This is a genomic window from Myroides odoratimimus, from assembly GCF_001485415.1.
In the GTDB taxonomy this organism is placed as follows: Bacteria; Bacteroidota; Bacteroidia; order Flavobacteriales; family Flavobacteriaceae; genus Flavobacterium; species Flavobacterium odoratimimum.
Window position 1 is genome coordinate 123,454 of record NZ_BCMQ01000001.1, and the last position, 18,939, is coordinate 142,392.

The following is an 18,939-nucleotide window of genomic DNA, read 5'->3' on the forward strand; positions in this document are numbered from 1 at the left end:
ATCACTCCTTACCTATTCTTATCTATAGTTCTGGTATAACTCCGTCTCTATAATCTTATTCTTCACCTGCTAAGAAGAACTTCATTGACTTCATTGGGTAGTCTTCTCTACTCATATTACTAGGGTTAGCAATAGCTTTCTTAATGCTAATCACATCACCTACTTTGAAGTTTGCTTCTGTATATTGGTAATCTAATAAATAAGGCCCACAGAAATAATTTCCTTTAGCATCTTTCTCTATCGCTCCTTTAAAAATACCTTTTTTAGTTTCTTTAGACATAGTATATAACTGTTAATGGTACAAAGATACAACAAAAAAGGTAGCTCAGAGAACTACCTTTTAATATCAATAAAGTATGTTCTTTAAGAACCACACATTTCACAATCTTCATCATTATTAGCAGCCATTCTAGCACGCTGTAACATCGCTTGATAGTCTTCTACAGACACCTGCTCTACTTCTTCTATAGCATTTGGATTAGTTTTCTTCTCGTTATTTAAAGTAAACTTAATCGCATCTACAGCAGACTTCGTACGCAAGTAATACATTCCTGTCTTTAACCCTGACTTCCACGCATAGAAATGCATAGAGGTTAACTTAGCATAGTTCGCTCCTTCCATAAACAAGTTTAAAGATTGAGACTGGTCAATGAAATATCCACGTTGACGTGACATATCAATGATATCTTTCATACTAAGTTCCCATACTGTTTTATACAATTCTCTAATATCAGCAGGTATAAAATCAATATGTTGGATAGAACCATTCGCACGCATGATCTCTTGTTTTAAATCTTCATTCCAAAGACCTAACTCTACAAGGTCTTTCAATAAATGTTTATTTACAACAATAAACTCTCCTGATAACACACGTCTAGTATAGATATTCGATGTATAAGGTTCGAATGCCTCATTATTTCCTAAGATTTGAGAAGTAGATGCTGTAGGCATAGGCGCTAATAATAAAGAGTTTCTCACTCCACTAGCCATTACTTCTTTTCTCAAAGAAGCCCAATCCCATCTTCCACTTAATTCTTCATCTTTCACACCCCACATATTGTATTGGAACTCTCCTTTAGAAATAGGTGATCCCTCAAACGTAGAATATGCTCCTTCCTCTTTAGCCATTTCCATAGAAGCAGTTAAAGCTGCAAAGTATATCGTTTCGAATATCTCTTGGTTTAATTGCTTTGCTTCTGGACTAGTGAACGGCATTCTCATCATGATAAATGCATCTGCTAATCCTTGTACTCCTAATCCCACAGGTCTATGACGCATATTAGAATTATACGCCTCTTCTACAGGATAATAGTTTCTATCAATAACTCTATTTAAGTTACGTGTAATACGCTTCGTTACATCAAATAAGAACTGATGATTAAATTGACCATCTTCTACGAACATTGGCAATGAGATAGACGCTAGATTACATACCGCTACTTCATCTGGAGAAGTGTACTCCATAATCTCAGTACATAAATTAGATGATCTAATCACACCTAGATTCTTCTGATTTGACTTCGCATTAGCCGCATCTTTATAAAGCATATAAGGTGTTCCTGTCTCTATCTGAGCCTCTAGAACAGCTTCCCATAACTCACGTGCCTTGATTGTACGTCTACCTTTACCTTCATTCTCATACTTCAGATAAAGTTGTTCGAACTCCTCTCCATACACATCACAAAGGCCAGGGCACTCATTAGGACACATTAGAGTCCATTTCTCATCAGCCTCCACACGTTGCATGAATAGATCATTGATCCATAGAGCAAGAAACAAATCACGTGCACGCATTTCTTCTTTACCGTGGTTTTTTCTCAATTCGATAAAGTCAAATACATCTGCATGCCATGGCTCTAGGTAAATAGCAAAACTACCTTTGCGCTTACCACCACCTTGGTCTACATATCTAGCCGTATCATTATACACACGTAGCATAGGCACGATACCATTAGAAGTACCATTCGTCCCTCTGATATAAGATCCTGTCGCACGTACATTGTGAATAGATAGACCTATACCTCCAGCCGATTGAGAAATCTTAGCAGTTTGTTTTAAGGTATCATATATTCCCTCAATACTATCATCTTTCATTGTTAATAAGAAACAAGATGACATCTGAGGCTTAGGTGTTCCTGAATTAAATAACGTTGGCGTAGCATGTGTAAAATACTTCTTAGACATCAATTCGTATGTTTCTATAACAGAATCAATATCATCTAAGTGTATCCCAACAGCTACTCGCATTAGCATATGCTGGGGACGCTCTACTATCTTACCATTAAGCTTTAATAAATAAGAACGCTCTAGTGTCTTAAACCCAAAGTAATCATAGTTAAAATCACGTTGATAGATAATAGTAGAATCTAATCTCTCACCGTGCTTTTTAATTACCTCATACACATCGTCAGCGATAAGTGGAGCTTCCTGTCCTGTACGAGGATTGACATATCTATATAAATCTTCTACCGTTTCTGAGAAGACTTTTTTTGTATTCTTATGCAAATTAGATACTGCTATTCTAGCTGCTAACAGCGCATAGTCAGGATGTGTTACAGTCATAGAAGCTGCTGTCTCTGCTGCCAGATTATCTAATTCAGAAGTAGCTACTCCATCGTATAATCCTTCGATAACTCTCATCGCTACCTTTACAGGATCTACGAACTCATTTAATTCATAACACAGTATTCTAATTCGGTCTGTAATCTTGTCAAAACTTACAGGCTCTCTTCTTCCGTCTCTTTTTATTACGTACATCTACTCTTTTCCTTTTTAAGTTAACAATTAAAAATCTGCGTCGAAGCTAATCTTATTACCTCCTTCTTCTTTAGAAATCACCCCTGCTTTTTGGTATTCAGACACTCGTTTTTCGAAGAAGTTTGTCTTACCCTGTAGAGAGATCATATCCATAAAGTCAAAAGGATTACCTACATTATATTCTTTTGCACAACCTAACTCCACTAATAATCTATCCGTTACAAACTCTAAATATTGCGTCATCAACGTAGAGTTCATACCAATCAAACTAACAGGTAGAGACTCTGTAATAAACTCTCTTTCTATATTTAAAGCATCTACTAAGATCTCTCTAATACGTTCTTTAGGAACTTTATTAATCAAGTGGTGATTATGTAAGTGTACTGCGAAGTCACAGTGTACTCCCTCATCTCTAGATATTAATTCATTTGAAAAAGTAAGACCTGGCATAAGCCCTCTTTTCTTCAACCAGAAGATAGAACAGAACGCTCCTGAGAAGAAGATACCTTCTACAGCTGCAAAGGCGATTAAACGCTCTGCAAACGAATCAGACTCTATCCACTTCAGCGCCCATTCTGCTTTTTTCATAATAGCAGGGAATACCTCTATAGCTCTGAATAATCTATCTTTTTCTTCCTCATTCTTCACATATGTATCGATAAGCAGAGAATAAGTCTCACTGTGAATATTCTCCATCATAATCTGGAATCCATAGAAGAACTTTGCCTCAGCGTATTGTACCTCATTCACGAAGTTCTCTGCTAAGTTTTCATTCACTATACCATCAGATGCGGCGAAGAAAGCAAGAATATGTTTGATAAAATAACGTTCATCTTCATTTAGCTTATTGTTCCAATCAGATAAATCTTGATGCAAATCAATCTCTTCTGCTGTCCAAAAGCTAGCTTCCATCTTCTTATACCAATCCCAAATATCATGATGTTTGATAGGAAATATTACGAATCTATTTTTGTTTTCAGTTAAAATTGGTTCTTGAACAGCCATACTATATTGAATATAAAAGATTAAAATATCACGAGAGAATTCTCCCTCTCTTTTACAAATATGATGTTTTTTTTGCTCTATAAAAAATTAGTGTACAACCTAGTTATTCACAAATGGTACAAGTTATTAACAATGACTAACAATCAACAACTTACACAAATAACTAATTTACAACATCTTACAAAAAAAATATTACTACACCAAACAGCCTCACCCTACTACCATTAAGGGATGAGAGACCTAATCCACTTAGTTAATTCATACATTACTTACTGTAAAATGTAGATTAAGTATTTTGCACAAAAAGTCATACTATCTAAAAATATAATATAAAAAAACGGCAACTATTTATAGTTGCCGTTTCATATATTTCAAAAGTTTCTAACTACTAAAGTTCGAAAGCTTTTTTAGGATTATTACCTAATAATAATTCAGTTGGGTTCTCTAAAGCCTCTTTAATAGCTACTAAGAAACCTACTGACTCACGTCCGTCGATGATTCTGTGGTCATAAGATAACGCCACATACATCATTGGGTGAATCTCAACTTTTCCATCTACAGCGATAGGACGCTCAATGATATTGTGCATACCTAAGATAGCAGACTGTGGAGGGTTGATAATTGGAGTAGATAACATAGATCCGAATACACCACCATTAGTAATAGTGAATGTACCACCTGTCATCTCATCTACAGTGATTTGTCCATCACGAGCTCTGATAGCTAAACGCTTGATTTCAGCCTCAACACCACGGAAAGATAATAACTCAGCATTTCTCACTACTGGCACCATTAGACCTTTAGGTCCTGATACAGCGATAGAGATATCAGCGAAGTCAAACTTGATTTGGTCTTGACCATCGATCATAGAGTTCACGTCTGGATATAATTCTAATGCACGAGTAACCGCTTTAGTGAAGAAAGACATAAATCCTAATCCTACACCATGCTTAGCTTTGAAAGCATCTTTATACTCAGCTCTTAATTTGTTTACGTTAGTTAAGTTAACTTCGTTGAAAGTAGTTAACATAGCAGTCGTGTTTTTAGCTTCCACTAGACGCTCAGCTACTTTACGACGTAACATAGACATTTTTTTACGCTCTTCTCCTCTAGGTCCTCCAGTTGGTGTACCCATAGAAGCTTTTGCGTTTACTGCATCTTCTTTAGTGATTCTACCATCTTTACCAGTACCAGTTACAGTAGCAGGATTGATGCTTTTCTCATCTAAAATTTTCTTAGCAGCTGGAGATGCACTTCCAGTAGCATAAGTAGTAGCTGCAGCTTGCACAGGTTCAGCTTTAGGAGCTTCTGCTTTAGGAGCCTCTTGAGCTGGTTTAGCTTCTGTAGAAGCACCTCCTGCAGGTTTTGCAGCACTCATATCGATTAAACAAACTACTTGCCCTACAGCAACAGCGTCACCTTCTTCTGCTTTTAAAGTGATAATACCACTTTCTTCAGCTGGTAATTCTAAAGTTGCTTTATCTGAATCTACTTCAGCAATAGCTTGGTCTTTTTCAACGTAATCTCCATCTTTTACTAACCATGTAGCGATTTCAACTTCAGTAATTGATTCACCTGGCGAAGGAACTTTCATTTCTAAGATGCTCATCTGTATATGCTTTAATTAAATATTGTTATGTAAAAATACGTTTTTTTCTATTATAAATTCTTGTCGAACACTTTAGCGATAGCTTCTGCATAACGTTTTTTAGAACGTACAGAACTTCCTGAAGCTGGTGCACTAAATGCTTGGTTACCTGCATAACGCAATGGTTTCAAGTCAAAGTTCATTAACATATGCCCATAAGCACCCATGTTACGTGGCTCTTCTTGACCCCATACGAAGTCGTCTGCATTAGTATACTTCGCTAATACCTCAGCAATTTGCTCGATTGGTAATGGGAATAATTGTTCGATACGAACAAATGCAATATCCTTTCTACCTAATTCTTCACGCTTAGCTACTAAGTCGTAGTAGAACTTACCACTACACAATACTACTGATTTTACATCTGCAGCATTTACATTAGCATCGTCTATCACGTATTGGAATTTACCATCTGTAAAGTCACTGATAGAAGATACCGCAGCTGGGTGTCTTAATAAACTCTTAGGAGACATATTGATTAATGGCTTTCTAAAGTCAGTGATCATTTGTCTTCTCATTAAGTGGAAGAAGTTAGCTGGAGTAGTTACATTCGTTACGAACATATTACTTTCAGCACATAACTGTAAGTAACGCTCTAATCTAGCAGAAGAGTGTTCAGCACCTTGATTTTCATATCCGTGAGGTAATAACATCACGATACCGTTCTGGTTGCTCCATTTATCTTCAGCAGCAGAGATATATTGATCCATCATAATCTGAGCTCCGTTAGAGAAATCCCCGAACTGTGCTTCCCAGATAGTTAATGTATTAGGATTAGTCAATGCATAACCATACTCAAAACCTAAAACAGCGTACTCAGCCAATAGAGAGTTGAATATTCTCATTTGACCATTTTGCTCTTTTAATTGGTTTAATAAAATGATTGACTCTTCTGTATCTTCTGTTTTCACTACAGCATGTCTGTGAGAGAATGTACCACGCTCTACATCTTGACCTGACATACGCACATCGTATCCATCTGTCAATAATGTACCATACGCTAATAACTCACCCATAGCCCAGTCTAAAGCATCTTTCTCGAAGAACATAGCTTTTCTATCTCCGATAAGTCTTGTCACCTTATTGATGAATTTTTTATCACCAGGCAATGCAGTAATTACTTCAGCAATTGCAGTTAATTTCTCTTTAGAAACTTTAGTGTCGTAGTCAGCTACCATTTTGTCACGACCTGCGATGTGGAATCCATCCCAGTTCTCTTCCATAAATGTTCTAACCTTAGCAAATTCTTTTTCACGAGAAGTGCTTAACTCTTGTTCTAAAGCATCTTTATATTGTTTCTCTAAAGATTTAACGAAAGCATCATCTACCACTTTATCCTCTAATAATCTAGCGTTATAGATATTACGAGAGTTAGGGTGTTTAGAGATTAACTTGTACAAGATTGGTTGAGTGAACTTTGGTTCATCTCCCTCGTTGTGTCCGTATTTACGGTATCCAACTAAGTCAATAAATACATCTGTACCAAAATGCATACGGTAATCTAAAGCGAATAAGAATGCTCTTACTGCAGCTTCAGTATCGTCAGCGTTAACGTGTAATACAGGAGATTGAGTTACTTTAGCAACATCTGTAGAATAAGTAGAAGAACGACCATCAGAATAGTTAGTTGTAAAACCAACTTGGTTGTTTAATACAATGTGAATTGTACCTTCTGTCTTATACCCTCTAAGTTTAGCCATCTGTACAATTTCATAAACAATTCCTTGTCCAGCGATTGCAGCATCTCCGTGAAGAGCGATAGGTAAAACTTTAGATGGTTCGTTTACAAAGATAGTATCTTGTTTCGCTCTAGCGATACCTTCGATAACTGCCCCTACAGTCTCTAAGTGAGAAGGGTTAGGAGTTAAGTTAACATGGATCTCTTTTCCAGAACGAGTCTTACGTGTAGATGTAAGACCTAAGTGATACTTAACGTCTCCGTCAAAACCTTCAACAGCATCATAATCTTTACCGTCAAATTCAGCAAAGATATCTTGTGCAGGTTTGTGGAATACGTTAGCTAATACATTAAGACGTCCACGGTGTGCCATCCCTACTACGATCTCCTCTACTCCTTTTTCAGCAGCAGCGTCCATCATAAAGTCCATCGCTGGTATTGCAGCTTCTAGACCTTCTAGTGAGAAACGTTTTTGTCCAACGTATTTTGTGTTTAGGAAGTTCTCAAAAGAAACTGCTTCAATTAACTTGTGCAGAATTTCTTTCTTCTCTTCACTATCAAATTTTGCCTCTGTAGCCTCATAGTGATTTTGAATCCATTGTACAGCAGCTTCATCAGTGATGTACTTGTACTCAATACCTAATGTAGTACAGTAAATTTTCTCTAATTGGGCAATGATTTGTCCCAATGTAGTAGTTGGTAGTTGTATTGTTTTTGCAGCCTCAAAATTAACATTCAAATCTGCTTGAGAAAGACCAAACTTCTCTAAACTCAAATCTGGATGCTCTACTTTTCTGTCTCTTAATGGGTTTGTTTTAGTCAATAAATGCCCATAAGTTCTGTAAGCGTCAATTAATTTTAATACAGCAAACTCCTTTTGAAGTTGCCCTAACTGCGCTGAACTATCTACACCAACACTATTACTTGACGTATAAGCTTGTGATAATTGCTCAACAGGCCCACCATTGTATTCATTTGCAAAGTCAAATCCCTGAAAGAAAGCTCTCCAGCTTGGCTCTACGCTATCTGGGCTTTCTAAATATTGATCATATAAATCTGCAAAAAATGCAGTGTGTGCCGCATTTAAAAAGGAATATCTATCCATAATTTCGTCTAAAGACCTTTTGTTTAAATATTATATCTACAAAAATACAACTCTTTATGACAAAACTATAAACTTTTGCTTATTTTTATCTTATAATTATTTTATAAAATTGAAATGAAAAGATTTAACATCAACTATTTACTGTTTTTTTTATCAATATCATTTTTTTTAGGTGGCTCTTTTTCCATTCTTGCACAAGATCAAGGAAATAGCTCCAAAAATTATGATTTTAATAAAAGGTGGAAATTTGGTGGAGGCCTTGGAGTTGGCTTCGGAAGTGGTTACACTGATGTGATGGTTGCTCCGAGTGCATTATACCAGGTTAACCCTTATTTTGCAGCAGGTGTAGGACTACAAGGAAGCTATATCAGTAGTAAAAACAGAAGCTACTACAACAGTAGTGTTAAAGAATACAACTCTTGGTTATACGGAGGTAGTATAATCGCACTGTCAAATCCTATACCTGAAATACAACTTTCGGCAGAATTAGAACAACTAAGAGTAAACAACACCTATAAGTATCACACAGGAGAAAAACTAGATGACAACTTCTGGAACACTGCTTTATTCTTAGGTATTGGATACAGTAACGGACCTGTTACAATCGGTGTTCGATACAATGTCCTATATAAAGAAAAAGACATGGTGTATGGAAGTGCCTATATGCCTTTCGTTAGATTTTACTTCTAACCATTATAGTATAAAACAGAAGAAGTACCCTTATGAGGTACTTCTTCTGTTTTATACTTACAGTGTACTTCGTATATACACCTTTTGATATTCTCGTTTTAGGATTAGAAAAGTCACTTGCTTTAAGTAATCCTCTATATCTACACTCTTAATAGCCTTGATATCTGCCTCAGCGATATCTATTCTATACAGTAGACTAGAGAACTTAGACACTGAAGTCTGTGTGACTATTTTATGCAACTGATTGTAAACTTCATAGACTAACTTAGAAGGGGTATCTGCCACTATCTCTATAGAAGGATCCACAGTCATACGGAAGTCTTTCTCGACTTGCTTTACTAATTCTCCCAGTAGATTATACTCACCTACCTTCTGTTCTATATACAGTACAGCCTCTTCTATCATGACCTAGTCTGTTTATACTCTTCTATCCATTAGTTCATGACTAAATGTTCTCAATTGCTGTTTTTTATCTTCCGCAATATCCATTTGGTCTAAGATAGCTAATGCTTTAATCGTGTACTCCTCAATCAAATTTTTAGAATCACTCGCAGACCCCGTCTCTATAAACAACTCTTTCACACGAGTTACTTTCTCCTCTGCATTCTGTTCTGTACTAGAGAAATAGTTTACTAGTTCCTCACGTTGTGATTCATTTGCATTCATTACTCCTTTTAGATATAAGAATGTCTTTTTGTTTTCTAAGATATCACCTCCCACTTGTTTACCAAATGTAGCTGCATCACCGAATGCGTCAAGATAATCATCTTGTAACTGGAACGCAATCCCTAAGTTAATACCAAAGTCATAGATATCCTCAGCATTCTTCTGGCTACTACGTGCTACGATAGCTCCCATCTTTAAGGCTGCTCCTACTAGTACTGCAGTTTTAAACTTAATCATCTGAATATACTCTGGAATACTCACATCATTTCTATTCTCGAAACAGATGTCCCATTGCTGTCCTTCACATACTTCAATAGCCGTTTTACTAAATAGTTTCGCTAAATCACGGAACGTATCGCTCTCATAGTTTTCAAAGTACTGATATGCTAATATCAACATCGCATCCCCTGACAAGATAGCCGTATTGGTATTCCACTTCTCATGTACCGTCTGATGCCCTCTTCTCAGTGGAGCATCATCCATGATATCATCATGCATTAAAGAGAAGTTGTGAAATAATTCGATAGCCGTAGCTGCGTGAATGGCTTTCTTAGGATCAATACCAAAAACATCAGCTGCCATTAAAGTCAATACTGGTCGAATTTGTTTTCCCCCTAATGATAATATATATGATATCGGTTCGTAAAGTTCCTTTGGAGTACCTGATAAAGAAATTGAATCTATAAATTCAGAAATCTGCTCTTTATACTTAACTATTGATTGCATTACTTAAATTATTTTGTGTAAAAATACGTGTTTTTTTCGAAGATAATCATCTATATGCCTTTTTTAAACGGTTATCACTAATGCTTACGTATAAATATCATTCTGTCTACCTCCTTCTTATTTCACTATACAGGATGGCAATTGTATTCTTAATATATGTTGATTATGCTATTTAATCCTCTTATCTCCTTCTAGCAGCAGTACACCTATATACCTAACTTTAGTACAGAACATCACAATTATATAGACTAATGCCTAGTTATCGGTCATCAGTCTTTCTTCCTCATCAGGCGCTATACGATGCTCAAAGCTAAAAGGGAGTGAGGTAACCTCAGCACGTTTATACACCCTGATCATAAGCTTCTCTATCGGATGAGCAAATGCAATATACACCTGATCCCTCCCTTTATGAGGTATTCCTTTTTTTATATTCTTAGTTTCTCCAGTTCTAGAGATATCTCTTATGATCTTATTCTCTTCAGATATTCCATAGACTACCACATAATAATCGCTGTTATAAGGCAAGTCTAGCGTCACTTCATTCTCATCTGCTTTCAGTAACTTTACTTCACCTATCTCTGTCTTTATTAATGGCTCCTTACCACTAATCTCATACGTATTGTGCTTTAGCATATCTATCGTACCATTATAGACAATAGAACGTATAGGTCTTTCTACGAGATACCCGAATACATTCACAGACTCATCATATACTTCCCATACTTTCAATTCTAGTTGGGTTATTCTTTCTTTATCTAGATCTGTCAGTACATTATCTCTTTGGCGTTCTTCACTACTAATACGTTTTGTAGTTACATAGATTCCTGCCGCCTCACCAGAAGTACCATCGACATAATTAATTTTATGAGGAATCAATACTGGTAACAATTCAGGATTATCAAAAAAATAGCGTCTATCAGGCACACCCAATACTTGATTTAAATCTATCATTTGTTTCTTAAATCTAGTAATCACACCTAATATACTATCTGTAATCACCTCCACCTCTTGTCCTGCGTAGAGTGCACTTAATCTAGCTTTCTTCTCTTCTGTAGTTAACTCTATTAACTCCCAACCAAAGTTAGTCTCATCCATAGCCTCAATACTCTCCATCATGACCTCCTCTATAGAGGTATCAATAACCACCTGCTCTTCATCATCCTTACAGCTACTAAACAGCAGTACTAATGAGATCATGTTTATTAATAAAACTCTATACATATCTATATCCTATTCAATAATTTAGTAGCACCTCTACATTTATTTATATAACCCTAAAATACAACACTTTATTATATTTAATTAATATTTAAACAAATTAATCACTCCCTAATTAACAAAAAGCAATATCATTTTTATTCTATCTTATCTATTTAAGTGCAATTCTAAACTTTGGAACTCTGTCATTTACAACCTGACATGACACTAAAAGACTTAGTTATAAATAACTAAGTCTTTTTAATTAAGCTTATTTTTCAAGTTTCAACCCTAACCCTAATCGAATCCTAATTTCTAAAATTCATCAGTAAAAAATAACTAATCAAGTTGTAAATACTTAACTCGCAAACTATAAATCTCCATAATAGTCTATTATGGTGATAATGCCTACTTATGGATGTATTGCCCTACTATGACTAGCACATATAATCACAACTCACTAATACTCAAAACACAACATATATTAACTCTCATATCCTTCGGATAGTGTTCGGTAATATGCAGTATTTACTAGGGGTAAAAGGTTATTTACCGAACTATATTCATCTCACACCCGAATCATCTCATACTAACCAACCAAACACTCGCTACTACATTAGTTACCTCCCTATAGCGATGGTCATTTTAGTGTCCCTGTTATCACAAATATTCCTTTCGCCCTACTCCAATCTCAAATGCCTTGTTACTATCACACTCGTAATTTGATAACATAATGATCGCATAAAAAACAGCCTTAATTATGTGACCACTATGCGATAAGTATCCGATAACTATGCGAACAGTGCTCAAAAATCAAACGCGACGCAGTACTAACAAAGGTTTCAGTAGTAGATAGCATTGCAGTACCTCTAAAGATGAGTATATCTTCTAAGTAAGACGATATTGTTCGTAAATATGATCGTTATAATCTAGTCTTCATTTTGTTTAGAAACTTTTTTATACCAAAAAGTTTTCTCTAAAAAACAACATTAAACACTCATATACAATATTTTACAAAATTTAAAAAACCAACACACGTGTTAAAGTTTCCTTAATTAGCATGGAAACGAATTTATTATTAACGTTTCCAAACTATATTTGCCCTACAAATAATTAAGAACATGGAAACCCAAATATTAGAAAAAGCAACCCAAATGTTTCTTAGTCAAGGTTTTAAAACAGTGACTATGGATGATATCGCAGCAGAATTAAGTATCTCTAAAAAAACAATCTACCAACACTATGCTTCTAAACCAGAATTAATAGAAAAAGCACTGGCGAGTATAAATGCTAAGTTTCTAAACACAATAGAGCAGACGCTAAAAGAGGGTAAAGAAGCTATCCCAGAAATACTAGCTGCACATGATGACATCAATGAGACCTTCTTAATAGACTCTTCTGCTTGCTTCTATCAGCTGACGAAGTATTATCCTAAACTAGCGCAAAAGCAAAAGGTATTTCATGAGAAAAAATATGTACGCCTTATAGAACAGAACCTTGAAAAAGGGATCAAAGAAGGAGTATATCGTTCTGAGATAGACATAGACTATGTAGCTAGATTTCACATCGCATCCTTAGTGGCGATAGAAGACCTAGACTACTTCCCTGACTCGGGCTATAGTCATCTAGAGATACATGCACTACACCTAGAGTATCACATACGCAGTATCGCTACGGATAAAGGCTTAAAAATATACAAAGAATTAACCCAGAAGAATAGATAATGAACAGCTTTAAAATAACGCTTATTACACTATTAGCGACTTTTATTGTAAATGCACAGGAGCCTTTAAGTCTTAAAGATGCACTACACTATGCCTTACAGCACAAAGCTGAGGCTAAGCAAGCTAGCCTGGATATCGAGAACAGTCAGTATCAGATAGAAGAAGTCAGAGCGAATGCACTACCTCGTATAGATATAGAAGCGAACTTACTGAACAATGTGAAGATACAGGAGATGCCTCTAACGATGGGTGGACAGACACAGATGATTCCTTTTAATCTAAAGTGGAACTCTAGTATCACTGCTACAGCGTCACAAGTACTGTTTAACCAAGCTGTCTTCATGGGGCTTAAAGCGGCACGCACTGCTAAAGAATTTTACATTATCAATAAGGAGCTTACAGATGAACAAATTATAGAGAAAGTAGCGAGTACATACTATCAGGTATATCAGACAAAAGCTATGCTGAAGACGATAGAGACTACGATAGAGAGTACTACGAAAATAAAGGATATCATAGAGAACCTACACAGCAATGGACTGGCTACGCAGATAGACCTAGACCGTACTAAGGTAAGTCTGAGTAATATCAAAGCTACTAGACAGAAGATCGTCAATGCGATAGACTTACAAGAGAATGCACTAAAGTTCTTTATGGGAATGGATGTGAACACGCCTATCACGATGCCAGACACGACTTTCACAGTAGATGACAGTGGTATACTAGCAGAGAATAGAATAGATGACAGAACAGAAATACACCTATTAGAGAAACAGAAAGACCTACTAGAGTACAAGAGAAAGTCTATCGTTGCAGACTATTATCCTTCGTTAGCAGCCTTCGGAAACTTCGCTTATCAAGGGCTTGGAGACAAACTACCATGGGGAGGTTCTACAGCAGATAAAGTGTATTGGATGAATACCTCAGCAGTAGGTTTACAACTAAAGATACCTGTGTTTAGTGGGTTCGCTACACGCTCTAAGGTGAGACAAGTAGAAATCGAACAAAAGAAAGTGGATGTACAAATACACGATGTGAAAGAGGCACTATCACTAGACTTTAGCAATGCGCAGAAGTCCCTAGAGAATGCTCTAATCACCATAGATATTCAGAAAGATAATGTAGGTTTAGCCAAAAGTATACTGTCTAATATTCAGAATAACTATAAGCACGGTCTGGCTTCACTAACAGACTTACTCAATGCTGAGAATGCGTATACGGAGGCAGAGAATAACTATACTACATCTATGCTAGACTATAAACTAGCACAGATCCAATTAATAAAAGCTCAAGGAGAGTTAAAGACATTATTAGATTAATCGTACAAAAAATCTAACATCACTATCATCATGAAAAAAATTATTATCGCCTTAGTACTAGTCGTTTTAGGAGGAGGTCTTGTCTATATATTATCAAGTAATAAAGCTAAGAATGACCGCGAAACAGCTATCGTGGCTGAGCGCAGTGCAGAGGTAACGGTAAGAGCAGAACAAGCTAAACTACAGGTATACGATGCTTCGTATAAAGCGAATGGAAACTTCATGCCAGAACAAGAAGTTACAATCTCAGCAGAAACGCCTGGACGTATCCTTAAACTATTAGTAGATGAAGGGTCTCGTGTACAGAAAGGTCAAGTATTAGCACTGGTAAATAGCGATCAGATCAATGTACAGATACAGAATGCCGAAGCAGCCTTAGCTACTGCTAAAGCTGACGCTACTCGATTTGAGAGTGCTTTTAAGACTGGAGGAGTGACTCAACAACAGCTAGACCAAGTGCGTCTTATGCTAAAAAATGCAGAGGCTAACCTGAAGTCTGCTCGTATCACGGCAAGTGATGCTAATATTAAAGCTCCTATCAGTGGTATCATTAATAAGAAACACGTAGAATTAGGATCTTTCGTAGCGCCAGGTGCTCCGTTATTTGATCTAGTGAATGTAGCACAGCTTAAGTTAAGAGTGAATGTAGATGAGAGCCATGTGGCTAATCTAAAAGAAGGAGATATTATTACGGTAAAAGCAAGTGTATTGCCTAATGACACCTTCCAAGGTAAAGTGACATTCATCGCTCCTAAAGCAGATGCTGCGCTTAACTATCCTGTAGATTTATTAATTGCTAACAACCAAGAAAACAAATTAAGAGCAGGTATGTATGGCTCAGCGCTATTCGATGGAGAGAAAGATGCTGGTACACCTATCCTATTAGTACCGCGTAATGCATTCGTAGGTAGTGTTAGTTCTAATCAGGTGTACACTATCGTACAAGGCAAAGCAATGTCTAAGAAAGTAATAGCTGGTCGTAACTTCGGAGACTTCGTAGAAGTACTAGAAGGTCTTAAAGAAGGTGAGACTGTTATCACATCAGGGCAAATTAACCTAACAGAAGGTGCACCTGTATCAATCATTAAATAACATCCTCTAAAATCAAAGGATCGACTTATGAAAATAGCCGAAATATCAATAAAACGTCCTAGTATCATTATCGTAATGTTCATCACATTACTACTAGGTGGTTTATTTAGTTATAAAAATCTGAGTTACGAATTAATTCCTAAGTTCGAAGTAAACGTAATTACAGTAGCCACAGTCTATCCAGGAGCTTCACCTGCTGAGATAGAAAACACTGTAACCAAAAAAATAGAAGATGCTGTAGCCTCGCTAGAGAACGTAAAGAAAGTAGAAGCCATGTCATTCGAGAGTTTGTCTACCGTGATGATATACTTAAACTCTACTGCTGACGTAGACCTATCTCTTAACGATGCGCAGCGCAAGATCAACGCTATCCTAAAGGACTTACCTAAGGACGTAGATCCTCCTTCGCTACAGAAATATTCACTGAGTGACTTACCTATTCTTACACTAAGTATCACGAGTGACTTAACAGAGAAAGAGCTATATGACTTATTAGACAAAAAGATACAACCTATCTTCTCTCGTGTGAATGGAGTAGCTAAGGTAGAGCTTATCGGAGGTGAAGAAAGACAGATACAGGTATTATTAGACCCTAAAAAGCTAGAAGCCTATGGTCTGAGCGTACCTATGGTACAGCAGATCATCTTAGGGTCTAACCTAGACTTCCCTACAGGTAACGTAAAGTCGAATGACAAACAAACCATCATCCGCCTAGAAGGGAAATACAAGGATGTAGAGGAAATGAGAAAGCTAGTCATCGCTTCTCAGGGGGGTATAGATATTCGCTTAGGTGATGTAGCTGATGTACAGGACGGTATTAAAGAGATCGAAAAGATCGCCCGTCTAAATCAGCAATCTACTATCTTAATGCAAGTCATCAAACAGTCTGATGCCAATGCGGTGACTGTATCAGAGCTAACACATGAGACTATCACAGAAGTAGAACGCAACTACAGTGATCAAAACTTAAAGATAAAAGTAGCGAATGACTCTTCAGAGTTCACACTAGAGGCAGCGAATGCTGTAATGTTTGACTTATTCTTAGCGATAGTTTTAGTGGCATTCGTGATGTTGTTCTTCTTACACAGTTTAAGAAACGCGATCATCGTGATGGTGGCTATCCCACTATCTTTGATTGCTACTTTTATTGGAATATATTTATTGGGGTACACGCTAAACTTACTGAGTTTACTAGCTTTATCCTTAGTAGTAGGTATCCTAGTGGATGACGCCATCGTAGTGATAGAGAATATCCACCGACACATGGAGATGGGTAAAAACAAAGTACGTGCATCGTATGATGGGGCTAAAGAGATTGGGTTCACTGTTACTGCTATTACTTTAGTAATCGTAGTTGTATTCTTACCGATCGCGATGTCATCAGGTCTAGTACCGAATATCATTAAACAGTTCTGTGTGACTGTAATTATAGCGACTATGCTATCCTTATTAGTATCATTCACTATTGTACCATGGTTATTCTCTAGATATGGACGTATCGAAGTGATTAAGCCCTCTACCTTCTTTGGTAAGATTATACATGGATTCGAAAAAGGGTTAAACTCATTCACACACGGGATTTCTAACTTACTCGTGTGGTCGTTAAACTCTACTCGTAACACAATCATTGTTATTGTTATCGTAGCGATATCCTTCTTTGCATCGATCGCCTTATTACCGATGGGGTATATCGGAGCAGAGTTCTTCCCTAAGACGGATAAAGGAGAATTCTTAGTACAGTTAGAATTAGATAAAGATGCGTCGTTACAACAGACAAATAAAGTGACTCAAAAGGTAGAAGACTTCTTAAGCACTAAACCTGAGATAGTAGATATGATCACTACCGTAGGTCAATCTTCTGAAGGATATGGTGGAGCACAAGCTACTAAATACAAGTCTGAGATACACGTAATCTTAACGGATAAGAAAGAACGTAAAGAGAACTCATTCGTATATGCTGCACAGTTAAAGAATGAGCTAGCTCCACTCATCGCTGAGGCAAAAGTAAAGACTGTACCCGTAGGACTAATCGGAGCTGAAGAAGCACCTCTAGCCTTAACAGTAACAGGATCTACCTTAGACGATGCTATGGACTTCGCCATACAAGCGAAAGAGCTATTAGATAAAATACCGGGTACTATGGAGACAAAGCTGACTACGGAAACGGGTAGCCCTGAGATCAATGTACAGGTAAACCGTGATAAGATGGCAGCACTAGGTCTAGATATGTACACAGTAGGTATGACCATGCAAACGGCGTTCAACGGAAATACTGATGGTAAGTTTAGAGCTGGAGAATATGAGTACGACATCAATATCAGATTTCAGGAATATGCTAGAACGACGATAGATGATGTAAAAGAGATCAGCTTTAAGAATAATGTAGGGCAAGATATAAAACTAGCTCAGTTCGCAGATATTAAGTATAGTTCTGGTCCCTCTATCCTAGAGCGTAGAGATAAGAGTCCGTCTGTGACTATTAAATCTCAAACGATAGGACGCGCTCCTGGTGCGATAGCAGAAGAGTGGGTACCACAGTTCGAACAACTGACTATAAAACCTGGTGTTAAATACTTATGGACTGGAACGATGGAAGATCAAGAAGAAGGATTTGGTACACTAGGAGTAGCTTTATTAGCTGCTATTATATTAGTGTACTTAGTAATGGTAGCGCTATATGATAGTTTCTCTAAGCCATTCATCGTAATCTTCTCTGTACCGCTGTCATTCATTGGAGCATTATTAGCATTAGCGATAGCGAATATATCACTGAACATCTTCACGATACTGGGTATCATTATGCTAATCGGTCTGGTGTGTAAGAATGCTATCTTACTAGTAGACTTTGCGAATCACAGAGTAGATGCTGGAGACAGTGTACACGATGCGCTTATCGCAGCTAACCATGCGCGTCTACGCCCAATCTTAATGACGACTATCGCGATGGTGATCGGGATGGTGCCTATCGCATTAGCGAATGGTGCAGGTGCTGAGATGAATAACGGGCTAGCAGTAGTGATCATCGGAGGGCTACTATCCTCTCTACTACTGACCTTAGTCATCGTGCCTATCATCTACTCTATCTTCGATAAGATAGGAAGCCGATTCTCTAAAAAAGAAAAAGTAGATTATAATGAGCTAATGACTGCTGACTATGACTACAATGAAGGCTTTATCGATGAGTTCACAGCTAAACATATAGATAAAGAATAATAGAACATTCATAACAACAAGTAGAAACCTCTGGGAGATATCATATTCTCTCAGAGGTTTTGATTTTATAGCACTTATGTATAGCTGTTTTATAGATAGATAATAATCAAACTCTCTCA

13 protein-coding genes are annotated in these 18,939 nt (G+C 37.0%); 5 read left to right on the forward strand and 8 right to left on the reverse strand.

Annotated elements, in window-relative coordinates; all coding sequences use genetic code 11:
- Window positions 1-55: 55 nt before the first annotated feature.
- The 5 genes from MODO_RS00515 to MODO_RS00535 form a co-directional block, all read right to left on the reverse strand.
- Window positions 56-280: a hypothetical protein gene (locus MODO_RS00515; protein ID WP_006257415.1), complete on the reverse strand. Its 225-nt coding sequence runs from the start codon at window positions 278-280 to the stop codon at window positions 56-58.
- A gap of 83 nt (window positions 281-363) precedes the next feature.
- Complete coding sequence (locus MODO_RS00520; RefSeq protein ID WP_006257416.1) at window positions 364-2,757, reverse strand: ribonucleoside-diphosphate reductase subunit alpha; 2,394 nt, start codon at window positions 2,755-2,757, stop codon at window positions 364-366.
- Window positions 2,758-2,784: 27 nt separating this feature from the next.
- A complete protein-coding gene (locus tag MODO_RS00525) occupies window positions 2,785-3,762 on the reverse strand; it encodes a ribonucleotide-diphosphate reductase subunit beta (protein ID WP_006257417.1) in 978 nt (325 codons plus the stop codon).
- A 388-nt stretch (window positions 3,763-4,150) separates the two neighbouring features.
- Window positions 4,151-5,371: a 2-oxoglutarate dehydrogenase complex dihydrolipoyllysine-residue succinyltransferase gene (odhB, locus tag MODO_RS00530; RefSeq protein WP_006257418.1), complete on the reverse strand. Its 1,221-nt coding sequence runs from the start codon at window positions 5,369-5,371 to the stop codon at window positions 4,151-4,153.
- Between the two features lie 50 nt (window positions 5,372-5,421).
- A complete protein-coding gene (locus MODO_RS00535; RefSeq protein WP_006257419.1) occupies window positions 5,422-8,193 on the reverse strand; it encodes a 2-oxoglutarate dehydrogenase E1 component in 2,772 nt (923 codons plus the stop codon).
- 114 nt (window positions 8,194-8,307) lie between these two features.
- Here MODO_RS00535 and MODO_RS00540 point away from each other — a divergent pair, with 114 nt between their 5' ends.
- Window positions 8,308-8,883, forward strand: coding sequence for a hypothetical protein (locus MODO_RS00540; protein WP_006257420.1), 576 nt, complete (start codon window positions 8,308-8,310; stop codon window positions 8,881-8,883).
- Between the two features lie 57 nt (window positions 8,884-8,940).
- Here the strand turns inward: MODO_RS00540 and MODO_RS00545 are convergent, their stop codons facing one another.
- From MODO_RS00545 to MODO_RS00555, 3 genes are all read right to left on the reverse strand, one after another.
- Window positions 8,941-9,288, reverse strand: coding sequence for a hypothetical protein (locus MODO_RS00545; protein WP_006257421.1), 348 nt, complete (start codon window positions 9,286-9,288; stop codon window positions 8,941-8,943).
- A 12-nt stretch (window positions 9,289-9,300) separates the two neighbouring features.
- Window positions 9,301-10,275: a polyprenyl synthetase family protein gene (locus MODO_RS00550; protein ID WP_006257422.1), complete on the reverse strand. Its 975-nt coding sequence runs from the start codon at window positions 10,273-10,275 to the stop codon at window positions 9,301-9,303.
- Window positions 10,276-10,530: 255 nt separating this feature from the next.
- A complete protein-coding gene (locus tag MODO_RS00555) occupies window positions 10,531-11,496 on the reverse strand; it encodes a hypothetical protein (RefSeq protein ID WP_230486136.1) in 966 nt (321 codons plus the stop codon).
- A gap of 1,097 nt (window positions 11,497-12,593) precedes the next feature.
- On the opposite strand from MODO_RS00555, the gene MODO_RS00560 reads away from it, so the two are divergent.
- From MODO_RS00560 to MODO_RS00575, 4 genes are read left to right on the forward strand one after another with little or no spacing between them, the layout of a single operon-like run.
- Window positions 12,594-13,196: a TetR/AcrR family transcriptional regulator gene (locus MODO_RS00560; protein ID WP_006257424.1), complete on the forward strand. Its 603-nt coding sequence runs from the start codon at window positions 12,594-12,596 to the stop codon at window positions 13,194-13,196.
- Window positions 13,196-14,515, forward strand: a complete 1,320-nt coding sequence (locus MODO_RS00565) for a TolC family protein (protein WP_006257426.1) — start codon at window positions 13,196-13,198, stop codon at window positions 14,513-14,515. The genes MODO_RS00560 and MODO_RS00565 overlap by 1 nt, the downstream gene beginning before the upstream one ends.
- A gap of 30 nt (window positions 14,516-14,545) precedes the next feature.
- Entirely contained in the window at window positions 14,546-15,607 is a 1,062-nt protein-coding gene (locus MODO_RS00570; protein WP_006257427.1) for an efflux RND transporter periplasmic adaptor subunit, read from the forward strand.
- Between the two features lie 27 nt (window positions 15,608-15,634).
- The gene (locus MODO_RS00575) at window positions 15,635-18,820 is read left to right on the forward strand and encodes an efflux RND transporter permease subunit (protein WP_006257428.1); all 3,186 of its coding nucleotides are present in this window, start codon (window positions 15,635-15,637) and stop codon (window positions 18,818-18,820) included.
- The last annotated feature ends 119 nt before the right edge of the window (window positions 18,821-18,939 follow it).

What these genes read in the sequence shown, in the direction of transcription:
- MODO_RS00525 (WP_006257417.1), bottom strand. Translation starts at nt 3,762, where the DNA reads ATGGCTGTTCAAGAACCAATTTTAACTGAAAACAAAAATAGATTCGTA.
- MODO_RS00575 (WP_006257428.1), top strand. Translation starts at nt 15,635, where the DNA reads ATGAAAATAGCCGAAATATCAATAAAACGTCCTAGTATCATTATCGTA.
- MODO_RS00515 (WP_006257415.1), bottom strand. Translation starts at nt 280, where the DNA reads ATGTCTAAAGAAACTAAAAAAGGTATTTTTAAAGGAGCGATAGAGAAA.
- MODO_RS00565 (WP_006257426.1), top strand. Translation starts at nt 13,196, where the DNA reads ATGAACAGCTTTAAAATAACGCTTATTACACTATTAGCGACTTTTATT.
- MODO_RS00560 (WP_006257424.1), top strand. Translation starts at nt 12,594, where the DNA reads ATGGAAACCCAAATATTAGAAAAAGCAACCCAAATGTTTCTTAGTCAA.
- MODO_RS00555 (WP_230486136.1), bottom strand. Translation starts at nt 11,496, where the DNA reads ATGTATAGAGTTTTATTAATAAACATGATCTCATTAGTACTGCTGTTT.
- MODO_RS00545 (WP_006257421.1), bottom strand. Translation starts at nt 9,288, where the DNA reads ATGATAGAAGAGGCTGTACTGTATATAGAACAGAAGGTAGGTGAGTAT.
- MODO_RS00520 (WP_006257416.1), bottom strand. Translation starts at nt 2,757, where the DNA reads ATGTACGTAATAAAAAGAGACGGAAGAAGAGAGCCTGTAAGTTTTGAC.
- MODO_RS00535 (WP_006257419.1), bottom strand. Translation starts at nt 8,193, where the DNA reads ATGGATAGATATTCCTTTTTAAATGCGGCACACACTGCATTTTTTGCA.
- MODO_RS00540 (WP_006257420.1), top strand. Translation starts at nt 8,308, where the DNA reads ATGAAAAGATTTAACATCAACTATTTACTGTTTTTTTTATCAATATCA.
- MODO_RS00570 (WP_006257427.1), top strand. Translation starts at nt 14,546, where the DNA reads ATGAAAAAAATTATTATCGCCTTAGTACTAGTCGTTTTAGGAGGAGGT.
- odhB (WP_006257418.1), bottom strand. Translation starts at nt 5,371, where the DNA reads ATGAGCATCTTAGAAATGAAAGTTCCTTCGCCAGGTGAATCAATTACT.
- MODO_RS00550 (WP_006257422.1), bottom strand. Translation starts at nt 10,275, where the DNA reads ATGCAATCAATAGTTAAGTATAAAGAGCAGATTTCTGAATTTATAGAT.